This window comes from Methylobacterium sp. WL120 (assembly GCF_008039465.1).
Taxonomy (GTDB): Bacteria; Pseudomonadota; Alphaproteobacteria; order Rhizobiales; family Beijerinckiaceae; genus Methylobacterium; species Methylobacterium cerastii.
In genome coordinates, this window is sequence record NZ_VRUT01000001.1 from 28,963 (window position 1) to 51,971 (window position 23,009).

At 66.1% G+C, this 23,009-nt stretch carries 13 protein-coding genes, 2 pseudogenes and 1 riboswitch; of the genes and pseudogenes, 12 read left to right on the forward strand and 3 right to left on the reverse strand.

Features of this window, described 5'->3' with window-relative positions:
• Positions 1 to 2 precede the first annotated feature (2 nt).
• From FV229_RS00175 to FV229_RS00185, 3 genes and pseudogenes are all read left to right on the forward strand, one after another.
• On the forward strand, positions 3 to 5,540 hold the full coding sequence (locus FV229_RS00175) for a DEAD/DEAH box helicase (RefSeq protein ID WP_147750004.1): 5,538 nt from the start codon (positions 3 to 5) through the stop codon (positions 5,538 to 5,540).
• A gap of 62 nt (positions 5,541 to 5,602) precedes the next feature.
• Entirely contained in the window at positions 5,603 to 6,589 is a 987-nt protein-coding gene (locus FV229_RS00180) for a hypothetical protein (RefSeq protein ID WP_147750005.1), read from the forward strand.
• Positions 6,590 to 6,766: 177 nt separating this feature from the next.
• Positions 6,767 to 7,607, forward strand: a pseudogene (locus tag FV229_RS00185) (IS5 family transposase); the annotation flags it as partial.
• Here the strand turns inward: FV229_RS00185 and FV229_RS00195 are convergent.
• Positions 7,576 to 7,833: pseudogene (locus FV229_RS00195) on the reverse strand (MBL fold metallo-hydrolase); the annotation flags it as partial. The pseudogenes FV229_RS00185 and FV229_RS00195 sit on opposite strands and share 32 nt — an antisense overlap.
• 276 nt (positions 7,834 to 8,109) lie before the next feature.
• Positions 8,110 to 8,826 carry a GntR family transcriptional regulator gene (locus FV229_RS00200; protein ID WP_147750008.1) on the reverse strand — a complete coding sequence of 239 codons (717 nt, stop codon included), beginning with the start codon at positions 8,824 to 8,826 and terminating at the stop codon, positions 8,110 to 8,112.
• 151 nt (positions 8,827 to 8,977) lie between these two features.
• Here FV229_RS00200 and FV229_RS00205 point away from each other — a divergent pair, with 151 nt between their 5' ends.
• From FV229_RS00205 to pyk, 4 genes are read left to right on the forward strand one after another with little or no spacing between them, the layout of a single operon-like run.
• Positions 8,978 to 10,276, forward strand: coding sequence for an MFS transporter (locus tag FV229_RS00205; RefSeq protein WP_147750009.1), 1,299 nt, complete (start codon positions 8,978 to 8,980; stop codon positions 10,274 to 10,276).
• 46 nt (positions 10,277 to 10,322) lie between these two features.
• The gene (locus FV229_RS00210) at positions 10,323 to 11,402 is read left to right on the forward strand and encodes a tartrate dehydrogenase (RefSeq protein ID WP_147750010.1); all 1,080 of its coding nucleotides are present in this window, start codon (positions 10,323 to 10,325) and stop codon (positions 11,400 to 11,402) included.
• A 4-nt stretch (positions 11,403 to 11,406) separates the two neighbouring features.
• Positions 11,407 to 12,666 carry a glycerate kinase gene (locus tag FV229_RS00215; protein ID WP_147750011.1) on the forward strand — a complete coding sequence of 420 codons (1,260 nt, stop codon included), beginning with the start codon at positions 11,407 to 11,409 and terminating at the stop codon, positions 12,664 to 12,666.
• Positions 12,667 to 12,704: 38 nt separating this feature from the next.
• Complete coding sequence (gene pyk / locus FV229_RS00220; RefSeq protein ID WP_147750012.1) at positions 12,705 to 14,117, forward strand: pyruvate kinase; 1,413 nt, start codon at positions 12,705 to 12,707, stop codon at positions 14,115 to 14,117.
• Between the two features lie 95 nt (positions 14,118 to 14,212).
• On the opposite strand, the gene FV229_RS00225 is transcribed toward pyk, so the two are convergent.
• The gene (locus FV229_RS00225) at positions 14,213 to 14,968 is read right to left on the reverse strand and encodes an SDR family oxidoreductase (RefSeq protein ID WP_147750013.1); all 756 of its coding nucleotides are present in this window, start codon (positions 14,966 to 14,968) and stop codon (positions 14,213 to 14,215) included.
• A gap of 144 nt (positions 14,969 to 15,112) precedes the next feature.
• Between FV229_RS00225 and FV229_RS00230 the strand changes: the two genes are divergently transcribed.
• The 5 genes from FV229_RS00230 to FV229_RS00250 all read left to right on the forward strand — a co-directional run bounded on the left by FV229_RS00230 (position 15,113) and on the right by FV229_RS00250 (position 23,007).
• Positions 15,113 to 15,508 carry a hypothetical protein gene (locus FV229_RS00230; RefSeq protein ID WP_147750067.1) on the forward strand — a complete coding sequence of 132 codons (396 nt, stop codon included), beginning with the start codon at positions 15,113 to 15,115 and terminating at the stop codon, positions 15,506 to 15,508.
• Between the two features lie 82 nt (positions 15,509 to 15,590).
• The gene (locus tag FV229_RS00235; RefSeq protein WP_147750014.1) at positions 15,591 to 15,986 is read left to right on the forward strand and encodes a FixH family protein; all 396 of its coding nucleotides are present in this window, start codon (positions 15,591 to 15,593) and stop codon (positions 15,984 to 15,986) included.
• Positions 15,983 to 17,488 carry an efflux RND transporter periplasmic adaptor subunit gene (locus tag FV229_RS00240; RefSeq protein WP_147750015.1) on the forward strand — a complete coding sequence of 502 codons (1,506 nt, stop codon included), beginning with the start codon at positions 15,983 to 15,985 and terminating at the stop codon, positions 17,486 to 17,488. Before FV229_RS00235 ends, FV229_RS00240 begins: the two co-directional genes overlap by 4 nt.
• Positions 17,485 to 20,643, forward strand: coding sequence for a CusA/CzcA family heavy metal efflux RND transporter (locus FV229_RS00245; protein ID WP_147750016.1), 3,159 nt, complete (start codon positions 17,485 to 17,487; stop codon positions 20,641 to 20,643). Before FV229_RS00240 ends, FV229_RS00245 begins: the two co-directional genes overlap by 4 nt.
• A gap of 51 nt (positions 20,644 to 20,694) precedes the next feature.
• Positions 20,695 to 20,907, forward strand: a riboswitch (cobalamin riboswitch).
• A gap of 120 nt (positions 20,908 to 21,027) precedes the next feature.
• The gene (locus FV229_RS00250; RefSeq protein ID WP_147750017.1) at positions 21,028 to 23,007 is read left to right on the forward strand and encodes a TonB-dependent receptor; all 1,980 of its coding nucleotides are present in this window, start codon (positions 21,028 to 21,030) and stop codon (positions 23,005 to 23,007) included.
• Positions 23,008 to 23,009 lie beyond the last annotated feature (2 nt).

The following is a 23,009-nucleotide window of genomic DNA, read 5'->3' on the forward strand; positions in this document are numbered from 1 at the left end:
CGATGACAACCACGATCCAGCAGACCGTCGACGAACTCCGTCGGACCTTGACCGAGTATATCGAGGCCACCTACCACATCGGCCATCCCGGCATGGTGGACCAACGCCGCCGGCTGCTCGGCGAGGTCGGCAACATCCACCAAGTCCCATTCCTCGAAAGCACGCCGCGCTACGTCCCCGGTGGTCGATACGAGGACATGCAGGGCGTGCCGGCAGCGGCCAAGGAGGCTTACTGCAGGCTGGCGGACGCCTCAGATGGCGATCCCCTCGTGTTCAACCCGCCTTACAGCCACCAGGCTACAGCCATCCGGGAGACGCTGGGCAACGGGCGCAACCTGATGGTCATGACCGGGACGGGGTCCGGCAAGACGGAGTCGTTCCTTCTGCCCATCCTCGGCAAGCTCGCCATCGAGGCGCGCGACAGGCCTAAGTCCTTCCGTCGCTACGACGCGGTGCGCGCCATCGTACTCTATCCGATGAACGCGCTCGTAAACGACCAACTTGGCCGCTTGCGCCTGATGTTCGGCGACACCCGCACCGTCAAGATGTTCGAGGAATGGGCAGGGCGCCCCGCCCGGTTCGCCCGTTACACCAGCCGCACCCCCTATGCGGGCGTCCGGACCTCCGCAAAGGACGGCAAACGGCTGGCGACGATCGGAACCTTCTTCGGTGCCATCGAGGACGCCGCCAAGGCCCTTCCCGGTACAGAGGGGCCGACCAGCGAGGAGGAGAACGAGCGCGCCGGCCACCTGCACGCCGAACTATCGAAGCGGGGCAAGTGGCCGTCGAAGGAAAGCGTCTCCGCCTGGTTCGGCAAGCCAGGAACCCACTGGCCGGGCAAGAATAAGCAGTCCAAGCGCGGCGTGCTCCGCCCCCACGATGCCGAACTGATCACCCGACACGAAGTCCAGGAGAACCCGCCGGACCTCCTCATCACGAACTACTCGATGCTGGAGTACATGATGCTCCGGCCCATCGAGCGGCCGATCTTCGACAAGACCAAGGAGTGGCTGCAGGACAACCCCGAGGAGAAGCTCCTGATCGTCATGGACGAGGCGCACCTCTACCGTGGTGCCCAGGGCGCGGAGGTGGGGCTTCTCCTCAGGCGCCTGCGCGAGCGCCTCGGGATCGGTCCGGACCGGCTGCAGGTCATCTGCTCGACAGCCAGCTTCCAGGACACAGAGAACGCCGACCGCTTCGGCGCGGCGCTCACTGGCGTGCCGAAGGAAAGCTTTGTTCCCGTGACCGGGACGCTGAACCACCGCAAGCCCGCCCATACGGGCAACGAGGCCGACGTGGCCGCTCTGGAAGGCGTCGTTCTGGACGACTTCTACTCGGCCGACCGCGAACTCCAGCGGCAGACCACGGCGCCGTTCCTGAAGTATCGTGGTCGGACGCCGGAAGGTGATCTGGAGCCGAACCTCCATGCAGCCCTCAAGGATTTCGCCCCGTTCAACATGCTCGTGAACGAGACGATGAAGGTCGCGCGACCCCTGGGCGCCCTCGGCGAGCTTATCTTCCCGGGCATCAACAGTCTCAGGGCGGACACGGCCATCACTTCCCTCCTCGCGCTCGGCAGCCGGGCTAAGCTGGCTCCCGACCAGCCGAGCCTCCTGCCGTGCCGCATCCACACGTTCTTCCGTGGGCTCGCCGGCCTCTGGGTCTGCATGGACCCGGAATGCTCGGCGCTGCCGCCCGCCGAACGCGGCGGGCCAGCGGGGCACATGTATGCCCAGCCCCATGAGAGATGCGACTGCGGCGCGACCGTCCTTGAATACTTCACCTGTCGGGATTGCGGGATTTCTTATGCCCGAGGCTACGCCACTCGCCCTGACCGTCCATCGGACACCTGGGCCGCCCCAGGCTCCTTGATCCACAACGACGAGGGCGGGGCCGAAGCGCTCCAGCCGTTCGACCTCATGTTGGAGGAGCCGCCGGCTCCGGAGAAGGTACGCCCGGCCGTCTATGACCTGATGAACGGCAAGATCGATCCCGACATCCCCGGCAACCGGGTGCGGTACGTGTATCTCGCTCCAGAGGTCCCGACGAAAGTTGACGACGATGACGAGCCGAGCAAGGCGACGCCCGGCCAGTTCGTCCCGTGCGGCTGCTGCGAAGGCAGGGGGGCCTACAACAAGTCCACCGTTCAGGACCATCAGACGAAGGGCGACCAGCCCTTCCAGGCACTCCTCTCGACGCAGATCCGCATCCAGCCGCCCGGACCTCAGGATGCCTCCGATTTCGCGCCCCTCCGCGGACGAAAGGTCCTGATCTTCTCCGATTCTCGTCAGATGGCGGCCCGCCTCGCCCCGACCTTGCAGACCTTCTCGTTGAGGGACACCGTCAGAGCGCTCGTCCCGGCCGGCCTCAAGATCCTGGGCGATGCCGAGTTGCTCGGGAACAAGGTCACGCTGGATAGCGCCTTCGCGGGCTTGATGGTGGCGGCCCAGCGCCACCGCGTTCGCATCCGGCCCGAGTTGGCCGCTGGCGAGACCATGCCGACGGTCGGTTCCGGCACCTTCGGAAGTGAGGTGGACAAGGATCAGGTCTACGAGTTGCTCGATGAGACCTGCCCCGAGAACCTCCTCTCGGCCATCGTCCGGGTGATCCGGGATCACCACCTCGGCTTGGAAGCCCTCGCCGTGGCGAGCGTCCGCGAGGCCGACAAGCACAAGCCCTTCATCGCGACCCTTCCCGACCTGCCCGGATTGGCCACTACACCCGAGGAGAAGGTCCAGGTCGTAAGGGCTTGGCTCCGGTGCTGGGTCCGCAAACCGGGGATCTGGTTCAAGGGCATGCCGGGGGTCTGGTGGCAAAAGGAGGTCAAGGGCCACGCGGGCAAGTTCGCCCCAATGGAAAAGGTGCTGGTCGCGAAAGGCACGCGCGCCGCGTTCGACGGGAAGTGGCTCCCCCAGTTACTCCAGAAGTTCACTGTGACCGCCGATGACGGCGGCAGGCGGCTTCTCGCGAGGAACCTCATGCTGGAATTCGAGGGGGACTGGCGGCGGTGCGAAACCTGCCGTTCGGTCCACCGTCCGATCAGCCGCGTCCAAACCTGCATCGACTGCAGTTCCTTGAACATCCAGTCATTTGACCCCGGTGACGACAAGGTCTTCGAGGCTCGAAAGGGCTTCTATCGCAAGCCAGTTACTACCGCGATGGAGGACGAGGCACAGGCCCCCTTCTCTCTGATCGCGGCCGAGCACACCGCGCAGCTTAACGCTGCCCAGCCCGACGACGCCTTCTCCCAGGCCGAGGCGCACGAGATCCGCTTCCAGGACATCAACCTCGCATGGAGGGGGACGGATCGGTCGGAGCCGGCCATCGACGTACTGTCGAGCACCACGACGATGGAGGTGGGCATCGACATCGGCGCGCTGTCCGGCGTTGCCTTGCGCAACATGCCGCCGGGCCGGGCAAACTACCAGCAGAGGGCGGGCCGTGCCGGTCGCCGGGGCAACGCCGTCGCGACCGTCGTGGCCTTCGGGAGCGTGGACAGCCACGACGACCATTACTTCGTCAAGCCGGACGAGATGATCACTGGGCCGGTCACCGACCCTCGCCTGACCCTTGAGAACGTCGACATCGCCCGCCGCCACGTTCGCGCGTTCATCATCCAGCGCTACTCCGAGGATCGCATACCCGGTGTCGATCCCCTCACCAATGCGAACCTGTTCTCGGTCCTAGGGAAGGTCGACGAGTTTCGCGGCGGCGGGGTTCTCAACCGCAATGACTTCGCGGCGTGGCTGCAGGAATCGAAGGGGAAGCTTGAGAATGCGCTCGACCGGTGGCTACCCAGTGAGCTTACGCCGGAGGACCGCGCCTTGCTCATCGCCACCCATGGCGATGACGTCCTCAAGAACGTCGAGGACGCGATAGACTGGACTGGCGACGCTGCCGCGGACGATGAAGGCCCGATCCTTCCGATCGAGGCGCCGCCCCTGGAGGGAAGCGAGAAGGACCCCGAGGAAGTTGTTGAGGTGCCCAGCGCGGATGACGAACTGGCTGACCCCGGTTCGGACAAACTGCTGGATCGATTGCTCTACCGCGGCAAGCTTCCGCGATATGCCTTCCCAACGGACGTGGCCTCGTTCCACGTGTTCGATCCGAATTCCACCTCGTACAAGGCCAAAACATTGTTCGCGCCCTCACAGGGCTTGAACATCGCCCTCTCTCAATATGCGCCTAACAAGCAGATCTGGATCAAGAACAAGCAGTACACGTCAAAGGCGATCTACTCACCATTCGAGGAAGAGCGCAAGAAAGCGTGGCGAGGGCGTAAACTCTACTACGAGTGTGACGTCTGCCACCACGCGAAGACCACGGACTTCGACCGGGAGCGGCGGAACGAAAGCATAGCCTGCGAGGCCTGCGAGACCGAGGGCTCGTTCGGGCCGGCCGTCAGTTGGATCCGTCCGCCGGGCTTCGCCCATCCCTTCAGCATGGTCGCGACCTCGCAGCCGGACGAGAAGAGCGAGACCGCGTACGCGACGCGGGCCAAGCTCGTCATGTCCACTCCGGGAGACGCGGATGGCTGGGTAGCCGTCAACGACCGCGTCCGGGCATTCCCGACGCGAAGAAACCTCCTCGTCTCGAACACGGGCCCCGGGGAGGATGGGTACGTCTACTGCACGGCCTGCGGTCGCATCGAGGCAGAGAGGGATCAGGACGAGAACCTGGGGCAGCCCCACAAGCCTCCCTATCCGGACTCCGACGAGGAACTCTGCCTGGGAAATCGGATCGCGAGGCATGTGGTGCTCGGCACCGACTTCATCGCGGACATCTGCCTCTTCTCGATCCGGCTGGAGATGCCCTTCCAGTTGCGGCCCGGAAATACGGAGACGGAGACGGCCCTGCGAACCGTATGCGAGGCGATGGCCAAGGCCGCCTCGAAGCTTCTGGAGATCGAGAGCGGGGAGATCCTTGCGGAATACAGGCCGGCCCTTACCCCTGCCGGGGCTCATGGCAAAGAGGTCGAAATTTTCCTCTACGACACCCTCGCCGGTGGCGCCGGTTTCTCGCCCCAGTTAGCCCATCGCGCCGGAGACCTGTTTAAGACGACGCTCGCCATCCTGAGCGACTGCCCGGAATGCTGTGACGCGTCCTGCTACCGGTGCCTGAGGAGCTTCAAGAACAAGTTCGATCATCCATTGCTCGACCGCCAACTTGCGGAACAGCTCCTGCGCCATGCCCTGCTTGGGGGCATTCCGGACTATTCGCCTAAGAGAGCCGCCATCTCGTTGGACGTCCTGTACTCGGACGTGACGAGGCAACTCTCTGATAGGTTCATGTTCGAGCGGGATGTCGAGAGACTTGCTGCAGGCAGGAAGGTCTCCGTACCGATCCTTGCCACGAACCGGGAGACGGGTGCGGAGCATTGGATTGCCCTGGCCTCACCCATCGCTATTAAGATCCCAGCCGACAGGGCTCTGAGGGAGCTCCCCTACGCACAATGCGAGCCGATCATCTGCGTGAACGACCTATTGGTGCGGAGGAATCTTCCGTCCGCCGTCAGGATGGTCGAGGAGAGGCTTGGGTAGCGATGTACGTTTGCCTCTCGTCGGCTTCACGCGTCCGGTACCTTGAGGACGTCGCCCGTTCGGTGTCCATGCCGCCCGGTGCGATCATCCGTTTCAGGTATGCGACCAAGATCGTCGATCCGAAGGTTCTGGCCGTAGCGTCGACGGGGAAGCTCAATGGGCAAACGGCACTCATCTGCTTCCTGGACGCCTCGAAGATGGAGCTGTTCCCCAGCATCGTCCCAACTCGGTTCGCACGCATCGAGAAGGTCGAGGTAGTCGGAGGGTTCATGACCCTCGACCTCGGGCTGTCAGCCTTTCCCGACATCGCCGAGGACGTCGACGTCCAGAGCAGGTTCGAGGGATTGAACCGAGAAATCCCTGTCCCCAGCGGGCAGTCTGCGTCCAAGTGGGAGAGGGTGAGATACTTCTTCGGGAAAATCGATGACCCGAAATTTAAGTCGTCGAATTCCGATGATACCTGGCAAAGGATCGTCACCCAGCTGGGAGGCTCTGACGGCTTCAAGGATGCCAAGTACGGCCGCTTTTTTCGAGTGTATGGCGTAAGCCAGGACGATGCCGGGCATCAGCAGTACACAACGGGCATGTCACTGAGCGCCGGCGTACCTTACTACATCCACGTCAGCTACTTCTCCCCGTCTGCAGTCGAAAACAGTGATGTTCTCAGCATTTCTGCCAGTTCCGATGCCATCAAGGTCATTTCGCAAAGCGCGATGACCCTTGATTCTGACTATGATAAGCAGGCTTTTATCGTGCAAGGCACAGGGCCGGACGTGCAAACGCCTTCTTTCCTGAGTTTCTTACATGAACCTTCACTGAGCACAGACGACAAGCGCAAATGGAAGCTTCGTTTCGAGTTGCCAATCACTTCTGAGGCAGATCGGCGTAACCGTATCATTCAAGCCGCCCTGGTAGCTGCTCCACCCGCAGGCGCTGCACTGCTTGGTATATATGCCGCCGGAAAGTTCACTTGGAAGTATATTTTGGCGGTGGTAGTCGTCTACGTTGGCGTTGGAGTGCTGAAGTTTATGGTTGTGAAGCAGAAGTAGCTCTTGCAAGGGAGATAATTTTCAGTTTTGTCATTTTCTCTACTCAGAAACAAGTCGCTTTATGCGCGTTTAGCCAGCCAATCGCCAAGAACTAGTCGAACGGACACCTCGAAACACCCCCTTCCGTACGGTGCGGTGTCGTGATTCCCTGATGCTGTCGGCGTTGGGGAGGCTCGGATGGGTCAGCCAGGGGTCTTCGATTTGGATGAGCGCTATCAGCGTCTGTCGGAGAACGGCGACCCGCTGGTGAAGCTCGCGGCCTTGATCGACTTCGAGGCTTTCCGCCCGAAGTTGGCCACCGCACTGAAGCGGTCCGATGGGTCGAAGGGGGGCCGCCCGCCCTACGACCCGGTCCTGATGTTCAAGATCCTGGTCCTTCAGACACTCTACACGCTCTCGGACGACGCCACCGAGTTCCAGATCCGGGATCGGCTCTCGTTCATGCGCTTCCTCGGTCTCGGCTTCGAGGATGGCGTGCCCGACGCCAAGACGGTGTGGCTGTTCCGGGAGCACCTGACCCGGGCCGGCGCGATCGACGAGCTGTTTGCAGCCTTCGACGCCTGGTTGAAGGGCAAGGGTTACCTCGCGATGTCGGGGCAGATCATCGATGCCTCGATCATCGCAGCTCCGCGTCAGCGCAACACCGATGCGGAGAAGGCGGCTCTCAGGGAGGGCAAGATCCCTGACGCGTGGGCGGCCAAACCGAAGAAGCTGGCGCGAGATGAGACCGCGATGCCCGCTGGACCCTGAAGCGGGCCAAGGCGCGGCCCGCAAAGGCGGACGGCACCAAGGCCAAGGTCGAGATCGCCGTTCCGATGTTCGACTACAAGACCCACGTCTCGATCGACCGCAAGCACGGGTTCGTCCGCCGCTTCACCGTGACCAGCGCGGCCGCCCACGACGGGGCACAACTGGCCAACGTCCTCGACGCGACCAACACGGCGAGCGACGTATGGGCCGACACCGCCTACCGCTCGAAGACTAACCTGCTCGCCGCGCTGCACCAGGACGGCGTTCAGCGGCCAGTCGAATGCGTCCGGCGCTAGGAACATGTCGTCCAGCCATTCCGCCCGAAGCGCTGGGTCCGCATTGTGAGCGAGCATTGCCGTCGGAAGGGGCAAGACCCCATCGCTGACGACCAGCACGTCGATCTCGCCGATGCGCACCGCGTATCGTGACGGCACCAACTCCTCCGAACTTGGACGCGCTCGGTGAGGATCTCTCGTATCGGTTTGGCCGGTCATTGAAGTGTCCATGGTCGCCCCTCGATGGGACGCGCGGACATCCGGCTCACCAGGATCCGGAAACGCGCGCCTCCACACAGGGACGAGACCGGGTCCGCGAATGTGACATGTGCTGTCGGGGATTGAGGCCGGTGGATGACCGCTTCGGTCGAAACGCAGTCAAGGATACGGTCTCCCTTCCACTCCTCTTGGCCGTGGCGCAGACGGGCGGGTCCCGACCCAATTACGCCTGAGCAGTTGACCCAATCGCACGACAGAAGCAGGCGTGTGAGTGCTTTAGAGATGCTTCAGACCAAAACTCTCAAGTAGAGGAAGAAGCTCGTCGCGGGCGCGCAGTCGGTGATGATGCGTAGAGTTCTGCGCCTGCATCGCATTGCCAATCCGGATCGCATCGATGATCTCACAGTGCTCGGCAACAGATGCTCCAAGCTCCCGTCGAAGCTTGAGTGTTAGCATGCGGGCGCGATGTGACTGATCGTTGATCGTCTGGATGATGCGGTTCATTCGCCCGTTCCCCGCCCGCTCGACGAGTAATCGGTGGAAACCGGCATCTGCCTGCCCCCAGGTCAGAAAGTCTCCGGTCTTCCACGCCTCGGCCATGGCCTCGGTCTGGTCGGCGAGTTCCCCACAGATGGCCGCACGCTCGGCGTCAGACCGTTCGGCGAGCAGTTCGGCCGCACGTCCTTCAACCGCGATGATGACGTCGTAGATCTCCCGCATGTCCTCCGGAGCGAGGGCACAGATCAGGACGCCGCGGCGCGGCAGCACGCGGACGAGACCGTCCTCCTGAAGGCGAATCACCGCCTCGTGGACGGGGGTGCGGCTCATCCCGAGACGCAAGGCGATCTCCTGCTCCGACGCCTGGTAGCCCGGCGTAAAGCTCGAATCCTGGATGGCCTGCTTCATTGCCAGGTAGGCGTCGTCGACCAGTGATGGTCGACGCTCAACCTCCTGATCGTCCTTTGTTTTCGCCGCTGTCCGTACCCGGTTCATCGCACTCTCCACTGCCAACTGTCGTACCATCTTCCATGCAAGCTGCAATATGAGAGTTGACAGCCTTGCACGATAATGCGCATCTCATCCCACCTTGCATGCAAGTTGGCGCTCAAAGACCAACGCAGGCTGGCCATCCCAGGAGGAAACGATGGACGCTTCGCTTGAGCGGGCGACCATGCGCAGGGTCGCATGGCGCCTGGTCCCCTTTATCTGCCTGCTCTACTTCATCGCCTTCATCGACCGGGTGAACATCGGGTTCGCCGCACTGACGATGAACAAGGATCTCGGCTTCTCCTCATCCGTGTTCGGGTTCGGGGCCGGCATCTTTTTCTTCGGGTATTTTCTCTTCGAGGTGCCTTCCAACATCGTCCTCGACAAGGTCGGCGCGAGACTTTGGATCGCCCGCGTGATGATCACCTGGGGGATGCTATCGGGTGCCTTCGCCTTCATCGAAGGCGAGAAAAGCTTCTATGCCCTGCGCTTCCTGCTCGGCGCGGCGGAGGCCGGCTTCTTCCCCGGCATCATCCTGTACCTGACCTATTGGTTTCCGGCCCGGTACCGCGCGGGTGTCGTCTCCCTGTTCATGGCGGCGGCTCCCGTCTCGGTGCTGATCGGCTCACCCTTGTCAGGTGCCTTGCTCGCGATGGAAGGCGTCCTCGGCCTTCACGGCTGGCAGTGGATGTTCATCATCGAGGCCATCCCCGCCGTCATCCTCGGCGTGGTCGTGCTGTTCTACATGACGGACCGTCCCGAGAAGGCGAAGTGGCTGACCGCGGACCAGCGGACTTGGCTCGTCGCGGAGATGAACGAGGAGCACGCCCGCAAGAAGGTGGTCGCCAGCCACGGCATCCTGGCCGGCATGACCGACATCCGTGTGCTGGCACTCGCGCTCGTCTACTTCGGCACATCGGCCGGCCTCTACACGCTCGGCATCTGGGCGCCGCAGATCATCAAGAGCTTCGGGCTGTCGACGATGGCCGTCGGATTCCTCAACGGTGTGCCGCCCACCATCGCGATCGTTGCCATGATCCTCTGGGCGCGCCACTCGGACAGGACCGGTGAGCGCACCTGGCACGTCGTGATCGCTTGCCTCGTCGCCTCGGCCGGCCTGCTGCTGGCAGGCGGTGCGGCCTCGGCCGTTACGGTCGTCGCCGCGCTCAGCCTCGTCAACGTCGGCATCAGCGCGGCCAAGCCGCCGCTCTGGGCCATGCCGACGATGTTCCTGTCCGGCTCCGGAGCGGCCGTCGGCATCGCCACGATCAACTCGGTCGGCAACCTCGGCGGCTTCGTCGGTCCGTGGGCGATCGGATGGATCAAGGACCTGACCGGCAGCTTCACGGGCGGTCTCGTCTTCGTCGCGGCGCTGCTCGTCCTCTCCGCCGTCGTCACCCTCGCCGTCGCCCGCTCGGGTCGGCGCGCCGAGCCTGCCAGCGCCATCGCGCGCTGAACCCCTGCCTCGTTCCCACACCCCAACGTCCCAACGGAGACCTGTCATGACCAAGACCTACAACATCGCCGCGATCCCCGCCGACGGCATCGGCGTCGAGGTCATCGCCGCCGGCATCGAGGTGCTCGACGTGCTGGCCGAGAAGGCCGGCAGCTTCACCTTCAAGTTCGACCACTTCGACTGGGGTTCGGACTACTACAAGAAGCACGGCGTGATGATGCCCGCCGACGGCCGTGACCAGATCCGCAACCATGACGCGATCTTCTTCGGCGCGGTCGGCGCGCCGGACGTGCCCGACCACATCACCCTCTGGGGCCTGCGGCTCGCGATCTGCCAGCCCTTCGACCAGTACGCCAACGTCCGCCCGACACGCATCCTGCCCGGCATCACCTCGCCACTGCGCAACGTCTCGGGTCCCGAGCTCGACTGGGTGATCGTGCGCGAGAACTCGGAGGGCGAGTATGCCGGCGTCGGCGGCCGGGTCCACCAGGGCCACCCGAACGAGGTCGCCACCGACGTCTCGATGATGACCCGCTCCGGCGTCGACCGGATCATCCGCTTCGCCTTCAAGCTGGCACAGTCGCGTCCGCGCAAGCTCCTGACCGTGGTGACGAAGTCGAACGCCCAGCGTCACGCGATGGTGATGTGGGACGAGATCGCGGCCGAGGTCGCCGCCGACTTCCCCGATGTGACCTGGGACAAGATGCTGGTCGACGCGATGACCATGCGCATGACGATGAAGCCGCAGACGCTCGACACCATCGTCGCCACCAACCTGCACGCCGACATCCTCTCGGACCTCGCGGCGGCGCTCGCCGGTTCGCTCGGCATCGCGCCGACCGCCAACCTCAACCCGGAGCGCACCTACCCGTCGATGTTCGAGCCGATCCACGGGTCGGCCTTCGACATCACCGGCAAGGGCATCGCCAACCCGATCGCCACCTTCTGGACCGCCTGCCAGATGCTGGAGCACCTCGGCGAGAAGCCGGCCGCCGACCGCCTCATGCGCGCCGTCGAGCGGGTGACGGCCGATCCGCGCCTGCACACGCCGGATCTCGGCGGCAACGCCACGACCCGCATGGTGACCGACGCGGTGATCGCGGCCGTTCAAGGCGACAACGAGTAGGGCCGTGGTCGAGCCCGGGGATCTCCTGCGGCAGCTATTTGCGGCTGCCGTGGCCGCGGCCGATCCGGCCGTGAGCCTTGCCCGGCATTTGCCGGAACCGCCACGAGGACGCACCGTCGTCGTCGGAGCCGGCAAGGCCGCCGCCTCGATGGCCCAGGCCGTCGAAGCGGCCTGGCAGGGCGAAATCTCCGGGCTCGTCGTCACGCGCTACGGGCACGGCGCACCCACCAAGCGGATCGAGGTGGTCGAGGCGGCCCATCCCGTTCCGGACGCCGCCGGCGAGGCCGCCGCCGGACGCATCCTCGACCTGGTCGCCGGGCTCACGCCCGATGACCTCGTCCTCTGCCTGATCTCGGGCGGCGGCTCGTCCCTGCTCTCTCGACCCGCGCCAGGCCTGACTTTGAGCGACAAGCAGGCAGTGAACCGCGCGCTCCTGAGATCCGGTGCCACCATCGGCGAGATGAACTGCGTTCGACGGCACCTCTCGGCGATCAAGGGAGGACGTCTCGCAGCGGCCTGCCATCCGGCCAAGGTCGTGACGCTCCTGATCTCGGACACGCCCGGAGATGATCCCCTGGACATCGCTTCCGGGCCTACCGTTCCCGATCCGACCACCTGCGCGGACGCGCTGGCGATCCTCGCTCGGTACCGGATCGAAGCCCCGGCGGCCGTGCAGGCGGAGCTGGAAAGCGGTGCGGGAGAGTCGGTGAAGCCCGGGGATCCGGCCCTCGCGGCACCGGACCTGCGCATGATCGCGACGCCGCTCATGGCCCTCCGGGCCGCTGCGGCATGCGCGCAGGACGTCGGCGTCGCAGCGTGCATCCTCGGCGATGCCATCGAAGGCGAGGCGCGTGAGGTCGGCCGGGTCATGGCCGGCATCGCGCGAAGCGTTGCCGAGCATGGCCTGCCGATCTCGGCGCCCTGTGTCCTGCTCTCCGGCGGGGAGACCACCGTCACCGTGCGTGGGCAAGGGCGCGGAGGCCGCAATGTCGAGTTCCTGCTGGCACTCGGTGTCGAACTCTGTGGCCACCCCCGGGTTCACGCCCTCGCCGGTGACACGGATGGCGTGGACGGCCTGGAGGAAGTCGCCGGAGCGGTGCTCGCACCGGATACGATAGCCCGGGCGGCCCGCCTCGGCCTCAGCTTGGATGCCAGCCTCGCCCGGAACGATGGTCACGGCTTCTTCGAGGCGCTTGGGGACGAGATCATCACCGGTCCGACCCTGACCAACGTGAACGACTTCCGCGCGATCCTGATCGTCTGACCCACTCTTGCAGAGGCGGCCTTCGGGCCGAGCCCATCATGCGCCGTCACCGCTACGCCAAGATCGTCGCCACCGTCGGACCGGCCTCGTCCTCGCCCGAGATGCTGAAGGCCCTGTTCCTGGCCGGCGTCGATACCTTCCGCCTCAACTTCAGCCACGGCCTCCAGGCCGACCACGCCCGGGTCCATGCCGCCATCCGCGCCCTGGAGAGCGAGGTCGGCCGACCGATCGGCATCCTGCAGGATCTGCAGGGCCCCAAGATCCGTGTCGGGACCGTCCTGGGTGGCCGCCTCGACCTTATCGCCGGCGAGCGGGTGCGCTTCGTCCTGGAAGGCGCCGAGGGGGCCAAAGATGCGATCCCACTGCATCACCCGGAGATCTTCGCCGCCGTCGTGCCCGGCCAGGACCTGCTCATCGACGACGGGCGCGTGCGGGTGCGCGTTACTGGCATCGAGGCCGCGGCGATCGAGGCCGAGGTGATCACCGCCGGCGCGATCTCGAACCGCAAGGGCGTAAACCTGCCGGGCACGCTCCTCGACGTCTCGCCGCTCACACCCAAGGACCGCGCCGATCTCGCCTTCGGCCTCGAACTCGGGGTGGACTGGGTGGCGCTCTCATTCGTGCAGAAGCCCTCCGACGTCATCGAGGCGCGCGGGTTGATCGGGGACCGGGCCGGCATCATGACCAAGGTCGAGAAGCCCCAGGCCCTGGAGCGCATCGACGACATCATCCGCCTGTCCGACGCGGTGATGGTGGCGCGCGGCGACCTCGGGGTTGAGATCCCGCACGAGGACGTGCCCGGGCGGCAGAAGGAGCTGATCCGCGCCTGCCGGCTCGCGGTGAAGCCCGTGGTGGTGGCGACCCAAATGCTCGATTCGATGGTCTCGGCCCCGACACCGACCCGCGCCGAGGCCTCGGATGTGGCCACCGCCATCTACGACGGGGCGGACGCGGTGATGCTGTCGGCCGAATCCGCCACGGGGCAGTACCCGGTCGAGACGGTGGCGATGATGGATCGCATCATCCGTAGCGTGGAAGGCCACAAGCTCTACCGCTCGATCATCGCGGCCACCAGCCCCGGCGAAGAGGAGACGCCGCCCCACGCGGTTGCGACGGCCACAGCCACGCTCGCCGAGGCCGTCCACGCCACCGCGATCGTCACCTACACCGCGAGCGGCACGACGGCTGCCCGCGTCGCGCGCAAGCGTCCCGCGGTGCCGATCCTGGCTTTAACGCCGAACCTTGATACCTCACGCCGCCTCTGCCTGCTCTGGGGAGCCCACAGCGTGCACACGGACGACGTCGACTCATACGAGGAGATGACGGCCAAGGCCTGCCGTCACGCTCAGGAGGAGGGCTTTGCCAAGCCCAACGACGCGATCGTCACGGCGGCCGGCATTCCGTTTCACACCACCGGCAACACCAACAACATCCGGCTGATCCAGATCTGAACCGAGTCCCGGTGCATGACGCCTATCGATCTTGCACATCACGCGTGTTTCGAGATCGCGCTTGTTGATCAGGCCCAGACACCGCGGCGCGAGCGCTACGTAAGGTTTAAACCTCCATCCGAGAGAAGAATCTCCCCAGTGAGGTAGTCCGACGCCACCAGCAATGCGACGGCCTGGGCGATGTCTTCCGGCTTGGCAGCCCGGCGCATGGGCGACCGCTCCCGCCAAAGCGCCTGGGCTGCAGTCCAATCGGCTGTCAAGGGTGTATCGACCAACCCGGGAGCGACGGCATTCACCCGAATGTCCGGAGCCAACGATACGGCGAGCAGCCGGGTCATGTGGTTCAACGCTGCCTTCGATGCAGCATAGGGGATCGATGCACCCTTGGGTCTAACCCCGGCGTGCGAACTGACATTGACGACACAGGCTGGACGACCTCGCCGCGCGGCGTCCCGCAATGCGGTCTCGGCTTCCGCCACGAGGCGAAACGGCGCCACCACGTTGACCTCGTGCAACGCGTGCCAGACCGCCGGCGAGGCGGCCTTAAGGTCGGCGTGAGGGATGACCTGGCTGATGCCTGCGTTGTTGACCAACACATCAAGGCGGCCCCACCGGGCGATGGCGTGCTGCACCAGCCGGACCCTGTCGGCGTCATCGGCGAGATCGGCCTGGATGTATGCGGCCTTCCCGAGTTCGGCGGCTAGAGCGTGTCCCGCCTCCGCGGAATTGCGCGAGTGCAACACGACCGCGTAGCCATCGCCGGACAACCGACGAGCTATTGCCGCCCCAATGCCGGACGTGGACCCGGTCACGAGGGCGACGGGCGGCTCATCATCGGGGACTTTGCTCAAGGACTATCCTCCATTCTGCGGCCATACGGACTCAGACCCGATGGCGAACGCGCGATGGCCGAAATAGCTCGACGCACGGCGCCGTGGTTGGCATCAGATGCCCTGTCCCTTCCTCGCCGACATGCGATGTGGCATCCTCCGTCCGTGACCTTCTGGCTCGCCCTTCGGCGGCTGCTCCCGCTCCTGGCGGTGCTCGGCCTCGCCCTCGCGCCGGTGACCGCCTCCGCGGCCGCCGCGGGCATCCGCGCGCCGACGGCCGTTCAGGGTCACGCCATGGCGATGCCCGACGAGGCCATGGACGACATGGCCGGGATGGCCATGGACGAGATGCCGTGCTGCCCCAAGGAGCGGCCGGACATGCCCGACTGCTCGAAGGGCTGCCCGCTGATGGCGCTCTGCCTGGCGAAGGTCGTCACCGGCCTGCCGGTCGCCGTCGGACTTCCGGGCCGCGTTGCCGGCGTCGAGGGGCCGATTTGGGGCGTCACCGCCTCCTTCGACAGCCTGTCGCAAGGACCACCCACCGAGCCTCCCCGAGCCTGAATTCGATGCCGCCGGCGCCTGCGCCGGCCGATCCCGCGCGCCTGAAGGCCCGGGTCCCATCGTTTTCAGGAGATCATCCACCGTGTCCAAGACATCGTTTTCGCGCGCCCTCACGGCTGCGCTGCTCGGCCTCGCCCTGACCACCGCGGCCCGGGCCGACACCAAGGACTACGAGTTCCAACTGGTGAAGGACGAGGCCAGGCAGGGCGAGGCCATCCTCGACGTCCGCCTCGTCGACAAGCGCACGTCCAAGCCCGTGCCGAACGCCGTCATCTTCGCCAAGCGCATCGACATGGCGCCCGACAGCATGGAGGAGATGACCTCCAGGATCGAGCAGATGCCGTCGCCGGAGCCGGGCGTCTACCGGTTCAAGGCGAAGCTGACGATGGCCGGCGGCTGGCGCCTCTCGCTCGGGGCCAAGGTGCAGGGCGAGACCGGCACCGTCGAGAACAGGCTGGTGTTCAAGGCCACCAAGTGAACCGGTCGGCTTGGGCAGCCGGGACCCTCGCCGCGCTTGCCGCGGGGGTTTTGGGATTTGGAGCGGGGCATGAGGGCAGCCCCGTGCCGGCGCTCGTCCGGCAGGCGCGGACCGGCTTCGCCCATTGGCTGCCGGGCACACCCCGGCCGGCTTCCCCGATGCAGGCACCGGTCGCGGTGAACGCGACGGGACCGGTCGTCTACTACCGGGACCCGGACGGGAGACCGGACTACGCCGCGGAGCCCAAGCGCACCGCGGACGGTCGAGACTACCGCGCCGTCCACGCGAGCGAGGACGTGCGCTTCGACGAACCCGACGAGGCGGAGGCGATGCCCGACGCTGGCCCCGGCGACATGGCCATGGCTCAGGCGACGCCCCCTGCAAGCGCCCGCAAGGTGCGCTTCTATCGCAACCCGATGGGCCTTCCCGACACCTCGCCGACTCCGAAAAAGGACTCGATGGGGATGGACTACCTCCCCGTCTACGAGGGCGAGGACACCGACGACGGCACCGTGAAAATCTCGCCGGGCAAGCTCCAGCGCACCGGGGTCCGGACGGCGGTCGCCGAGCGACGGGTCCTGTCGATGCCGGTGCGCGCGCCGGGCGCCATCGAGGAGGACGAGCGCCGGATCTCGGTCATCGCGATGCGCACCGACGCCTTCATCGAGAAGGTCGAGGCCGTCACCACCGGCGACCACGTCCACAAGGGCCAGCCGCTCCTGCGCCTGTTCTCGCCGGAGATGAACGCGGCCGCCGCGCAGTACCTCACCGGCATCGGCTACGAGGGCGCCCGCCGGCGCCTGGAGAACCTCGGAATCCCGCCCGAGGTCATCGACGAGATCGAGCGCACACGGAAGGTGCCCTCGACCATCACATGGTCGGCGCCCCGCGACGGCGTCGTGGTCGAGCGCAACGTCTCCGACGGCATGCGCGCCAAGTCCGGCGACACCCTGTTCAAGCTCGTCGACCACTCGCGGGTCTGGGTCCTGGCCGACGTCACCGAACGCGACCTGGCGGCCGTGGCGGAGGGCCAGACGGCGACCGTTCGCGCCCGGACGTTCCCGGACCGCGTCTTCACCGGCGCGGTGACCCGGATCTACCCGCACCTCGCCATGGGGACCCGGACCGCCCGCCTGCGGATCGAGCTGCCCAACCCGAACGGCGACCTGCGCCCGGGCATGTTCGCCGACGTGACGATCGCCACCGGCAGCGACAAGCCGGCGGTGGCGGTGCCCGACGACGCGGTCATCGACACCGGCACGAAACAAGTCGTCTTGCTCGACAAGGGAGATGGTCGCTTCGAACCGCGACCGGTTAGGCTCGGCGTCCGCGGCGACGGCTACGTCGAGATCCGCGACGGCATCGCCGCGGGCGACCGCGTGGTCACGTCGGCGAACTTCCTCATCGATGCCGAGAGCAACCTGAAGGCGGCCCTGCAGGGGCTTTCCGAACCCAAGCTCGATCCCGGGCCGCAGGCTGCGGCCGAAGGGAAGGCGCCATGATCGCCCGCCTGATCGCATGGTCGGCGAGGAATCTGGTGCTGGTCCTGATCGGGACGGTGTTCGCGGTGGGAGCCGGGCTCTACGCCCTCAAAACCCTGCCGCTCGACGCGATCCCGGACCTCTCGGACGTCCAGACCATCGTCTACACCGAGTACCCCGGGCAGGCGCCGCAGGTCATAGAGGATCAGGTCACATACCCCCTGACCACCGCGATGTTGACGGTGCCGCGGTCCAAGGTCGTGCGTGGCTTCTCGTTCTTCGGGGTCTCGTTCGTCTACGTGATCTTCGAGGACGGCACCGACCCGTACTGGGCCCGGAGCCGGGTGCTCGAATACCTGAACACCGTGGCCAAGCGCCTGCCGGCCGGCGTGACCCCGACCCTGGGGCCCGACGCGACCGGGGTCGGCTGGGTCTACCAGTACGTCGTGGTCGCCAAGGAGCGGTCGCTGGCCGAGCTCCGGTCGCTGCAGGACTGGGTCGTCCGCTTCGGGGCGTCGCGCGCCGAGGGCGTGGCGGAGGTCGCCGGCGTCGGCGGCTTCGTGAAGCAGTACAACGTCGTGGTCGATCCGAACCGCCTGCGGGCGCAGGGCATCACCCTGTCCAAGCTCCGGGAGGCGATCCGGTCGAGCAACGCCGACGTCGGCGGTCGCACCGTCGAGCTCTCCGAGTTCGAGTTCGTCGTCCGTGGCCGCGGCTACCTCAAGAGCGTCGCCGACATCGAGAGCATCGTCCTGAGGACCGAGGCCGGCACGCCCCTGCGGGTGAAGGACGTTGCCCGGGTCGAGCTCGGTCCGGACGAGCGCCGCGGCATCACCGAGATGAACGGCGACGGCGAGGTCGCCGGCGGGATCGTCCTGCAACGGTTCGGGGCCAACGCCCTGAACGTCATCGAGAACGTGAAGGCCCGGCTTTCCGAGGTCGCCGCCAGCCTGCCCAAGGGCGCGGAGATCCTTCCGGTCTACGACCGCTCGCACCTGATCGAGGCGGCCATCGAGACCCTCAAGGGCACGCTGATCGAGGAGAGCGCCATCGTCGCCCTCGTCTGCGTCGTGTTCCTGCTCCACGTGCGCAGCGCGCTGGTGGCGATCCTGATGCTGCCGGTCGGCATCCTCATGGCGTTCGCGGGCATGAAGGTTTTGGGGCTCGGGGCCAACATCATGAGCCTCGGCGGCATCGCCATCGCGGTGGGTGCCATGATCGACGCGGCCATCGTGATGATCGAGAACGCCCACAAGCACCTGGAACGGGCGCCACCGGACAAGCCCCGGGTCGAGATCCTGATCGAGGCCGCGAGCGAGGTCGGGCCGTCGCTGTTCTTCTCGCTCCTCATCATCACCGTGAGCTTCCTGCCGATCTTCACCCTGGAGAGCCAGGAGGGCCGTCTGTTCGGTCCGCTGGCCTTCACCAAGACCTTCGCCATGGCCGCGGCGGCGGTGCTGTCCCTGACACTCGTCCCGGCGTTGATGGTGCTGTTCGTCCGGGGCCGGATCATCCCGGAGCACCGCAATCCGGTGAACAGGTTCCTGATCTGGAGCTACCGGCCGCTCATCGCGGGCGTCCTGCAGGCGCGGGTGCTCACGATCCTATTGGCCCTCGTCGTCCTGGCGGCGACGGCTTGGCCGGCGAGCCGGCTCGGCTTGGAGTTCATGCCCGATCTCGACGAGGGCACCCTGATGTACATGCCGACCACCCTGCCGGGCATCTCGGTGACTAAGGCCGGGGACCTGCTCGCGACCCAGGACAGGATCATCAAGTCGTTTCCCGAGGTCGCCTCGGTCTACGGCAAGGCCGGACGGGCCAACACCGCGACCGACCCGGCGCCGAGCGAGATGTTCGAGACCATCGTCAACCTGAAGCCGAAAGCGGAGTGGCGGCCCGGCGTCACGACGGCGAGCCTGAAGGCCGAGATGGACGCCGCGCTCCAGTTCCCCGGGGTCTCGAATGCCTGGACCCAGCCGATCCGCGCCCGGATCGACATGCTCTCGACCGGCATCCGCACGCCGGTCGGGATCAAGGTTCTGGGGACGGACCTGACCGAGATGGAAAAGGTCGCCCGCCAGGTCGAGGCGGTGGTGAAGGCGGTCCCGGGCACGTCGAGCGCCTACGCCGAGCGGGTCCAGGGCGGCTACTTCCTCGACATCACCCCCGACCGCGATGCGCTGGGCCGGTACGGGCTGACGGTTGGCGACGTGCAGGACGTGATCGGGATGGCGCTCGGAGGCGAGAGCGTCACCAACACCGTCGAGGGCCGGGAGCGCTACACCGTCAACGTGCGCTACCCCCGGGCCTTCCGGTCCGACCCGCGGTCCATCGCGGACGAGGTGCAGGTCCCGATCCCGGGCGGGGGAACGGTGCCACTCGGCGAGGTGGCCAAGGTGCAGTTGAACCGCGGCCCGACGCAGATCCGGACCGAGAACGGGCAACTCGCGGTCTTCATCTACGTCGACGTCGCGGGTCGCGATCTCGGGGGCTACGTCGCCGAGGCGCGGGCGGCGGTGGCCAATGAGGTCAGGCTCACCCAAGGCACCCTCGTGCAGTGGAGCGGGCAGGTCGAGTACCTCGACCGCGCGACCGCCCGGCTCAAGGTCGTGGTCCCGCTGACGCTGCTGATCGTGTTCCTGCTGCTCTACCTCAACTTCCGGAGGCTCACCGAGACGCTCATCGTCATGCTGTCGCTGCCCTTCGCCCTCGTCGGGGGCGTCTGGCTGATGTGGTGGATGGGCTTCAACCTGTCGGTGGCGGTCGCCGTCGGCTTCATCGCGCTGGCCGGCGTCGCGGCCGAGACCGGCGTGATCATGCTGGTCTACCTCGACCACGCGCTGGTCGAGGTGCGGGCCGTATGCGATCGCGACGGGCGGACTTTCACCCGCGACGACCTGCGCCGGGCCATCATGGTCGGCGCGGTCGAACGGGTCCGCCCGAAGATGATGACGGTGGTGGCCATCATGGCCGGGCTCCTGCCGATACTGTGGAGCACGGGCTCCGGCTCGGAGGTCATGCAGCGGATCGCGGTGCCGATGATCGGCGGCATGGTCTCATCGACCGTCCTGACCCTCGTCGTGATCCCGGCGGTGTACGGCCTCGTGAAAGGATGGGGCCTGCCGCGGTCCGAACCGAATGCCATCGACCCCGAGGCCCGACTTGTAACGTTATGAACACACAGGGCGGAAAACCCCGAAGCGACATTGACGCCGGGCCATTCCCTCAGGTCCTGTATGCCCGACGGTTCCTCCCCGGAGGATCAAAAGGGAACGCGGTGAGGATGAGGTCCGAAAGGGCTTCCCCGAAGCCGCGGCTGCCCCCGCAACTGTAAGCGGCGAGCCCATCATCAACACGTCACTGGGTCTTTGGGCCTGGGAAGACGATGAGAGGGCGGTGACCCGCGAGCCAGGAGACCTGCCGTCAGTCGTGGTCACACGCGAAACGCATCGGGCGGGGTGTCCTGATGGGTGTCGAGGCGTTCGGCTGTCCTAACGGCAGGCAAGCGCCCAGGCCTCGTTCGCGGTGACGTGCCACAGACGTCGCCCGAGGCTTGTCCCGTGTCCTTCCCCTCCCGATCCGCGTGCCTGCGCACGCTCGCGCTCGCCTGCGCCTCCCTTCCCGGTCCTGTACTCGCGCAGCAGACCGCCGCGCCCTTCGCCGACGTCCCGCGCGGGGCCGAGGCGGCCGTCACGCTCTCCGAGCTTTCCGTCTCCGCCACCGGCGTCCCGACGCCGGTCGATCAGGTCGGATCGAGTGTGACGGTGCTCACCGCCGAGACCCTGGAGGCCCAGCAGCGCCGAACCGTACCGGACGCCTTGCAACAGGTGCCCGGCCTCAACGTCGTGCAGACCGGCGGCCCGGGCGGCCAGACCTCGGTGTTCATCCGCGGCTCGAACTCGAACCACGTGAAAGTGCTCATCGACGGCATCGACGCGACCGACCCGTCGAACCCAAACGGCTCCTTCGACTTCGGACAACTCCTGACCGACGACCTCTCCCGCATCGAGGTTCTCAGGGGGCCCCAGAGCGGGCTCTACGGCAGCGACGCCATCGGAGGCGCGATCTCCTTCACGACGAAACGTGGCGAGGGACCGGCCAGGGCCAGCGCGCGGATCGAGGGCGGCTCGTTCGGGACGTTCAACCAGAGCGGCCGGATCAGCGGGTCGGAAAACGGCTTCGACTACTCGGTGTCGATCCAGCATCTCCGGGCTGCCGCAACGCCTGTGACGCCGCCCAACCTCGTCGCCCCAGGAACGACGACCCGCCCGAACTACTACGACAACGAGACCGTCTCGGCGAAGTTCGGCTACCAGTTCACCGACACGTTCCGGATCAACTCGATCACGCGGTTCATCAACTCGAAGCTGCTCTTCAGCGGCGACGACTACGGCACCTTCCCGGTGACGCTGGGCGGCCTGCGCAGCCAGGCGGACGTGCAGCAAGTCTTCACCCGCAACGAGGCCGAGTGGACGCCGTTCGCCGGTTTCCACAACGTCTTCGCGATCAACTACTCGAACCTCTACAACCGCCAGGTCCAGAACGCGTACGACCCGTTCAACCCGCTCCCGACCGCCGGCCTCGGCGAGCGCACGCGTTACGAGTACCGCGGCGACTACCAGCTCTCGCCCGGCAACCTCGTTCTGTTCGGCGCGCAGCGTGACGACGAGAGCCTGTCGACCACCGATCCGAACCCGTTCGGTTCCGGCAACCTGCGGGCCAGGAACGGCAATACCGCCGGCTACGGCGAGATACAGCTAACGCCGTTCGACCGTGCCTCTTTCGTCGCCAACGTTCGCCACGACGAGAACGACGCCTTCGGACCGGCCACCACGTTCCGCGTCGCCCCGAGCTACATCCTGCCGTTCACCGACACGCGGATCAAAGGCAGCGTCGGCACCGGCTTCAAGGCGCCGACGCTGAGCCAGCTGTTCCAGAGCTTCCCGGCGTTCAACTTCTTCGCCAACCCCAACCTCAAGCCGGAAGAGAGCCTCGGCTACGATGCCGGCTTCGAACAGCCGCTCGGCGAGCGCGTTCTCGTCGGCGCGACCTATTACGCCAACGACTTCAAGAACCTGATCAACACCAACGCCAGCTTCACCTCGAACGAGAACGTCGGGCGAGCCGAATCCTACGGGGCCGAGGCCTTCGTTGCGGTCCGGTTCACCGACACGCTCTCGGGCCGGGTCGACTACACCAACACCGTGACCAAGAATGAGATTACCAACCAGGAGCTCCTGCGCCGGCCCCGCCACAAGGGCAGCGCCACCGCTCAGTGGACGCCGATCCCCGGCCTGAGCTTCAGCGGGACGGTGATCGTGCTTGGCCACTTCGTAGACGGAAACCGAGACTTCTCGATCCAGAGGCTGAAGAACCCGGGCTTCACCCTGGTCAACCTCGCGATCAACTACGACGTCAGCGAGACGGTGAGTGTGTTCGGCCGGATCGATAACCTGTTCGACCGCCGCTACGAGAACCCCACCGGCTTCCTCGGCCCGGGCCTCGCCGTGTACGGCGGCGTCCGCGTGACGACGTTCTGAGG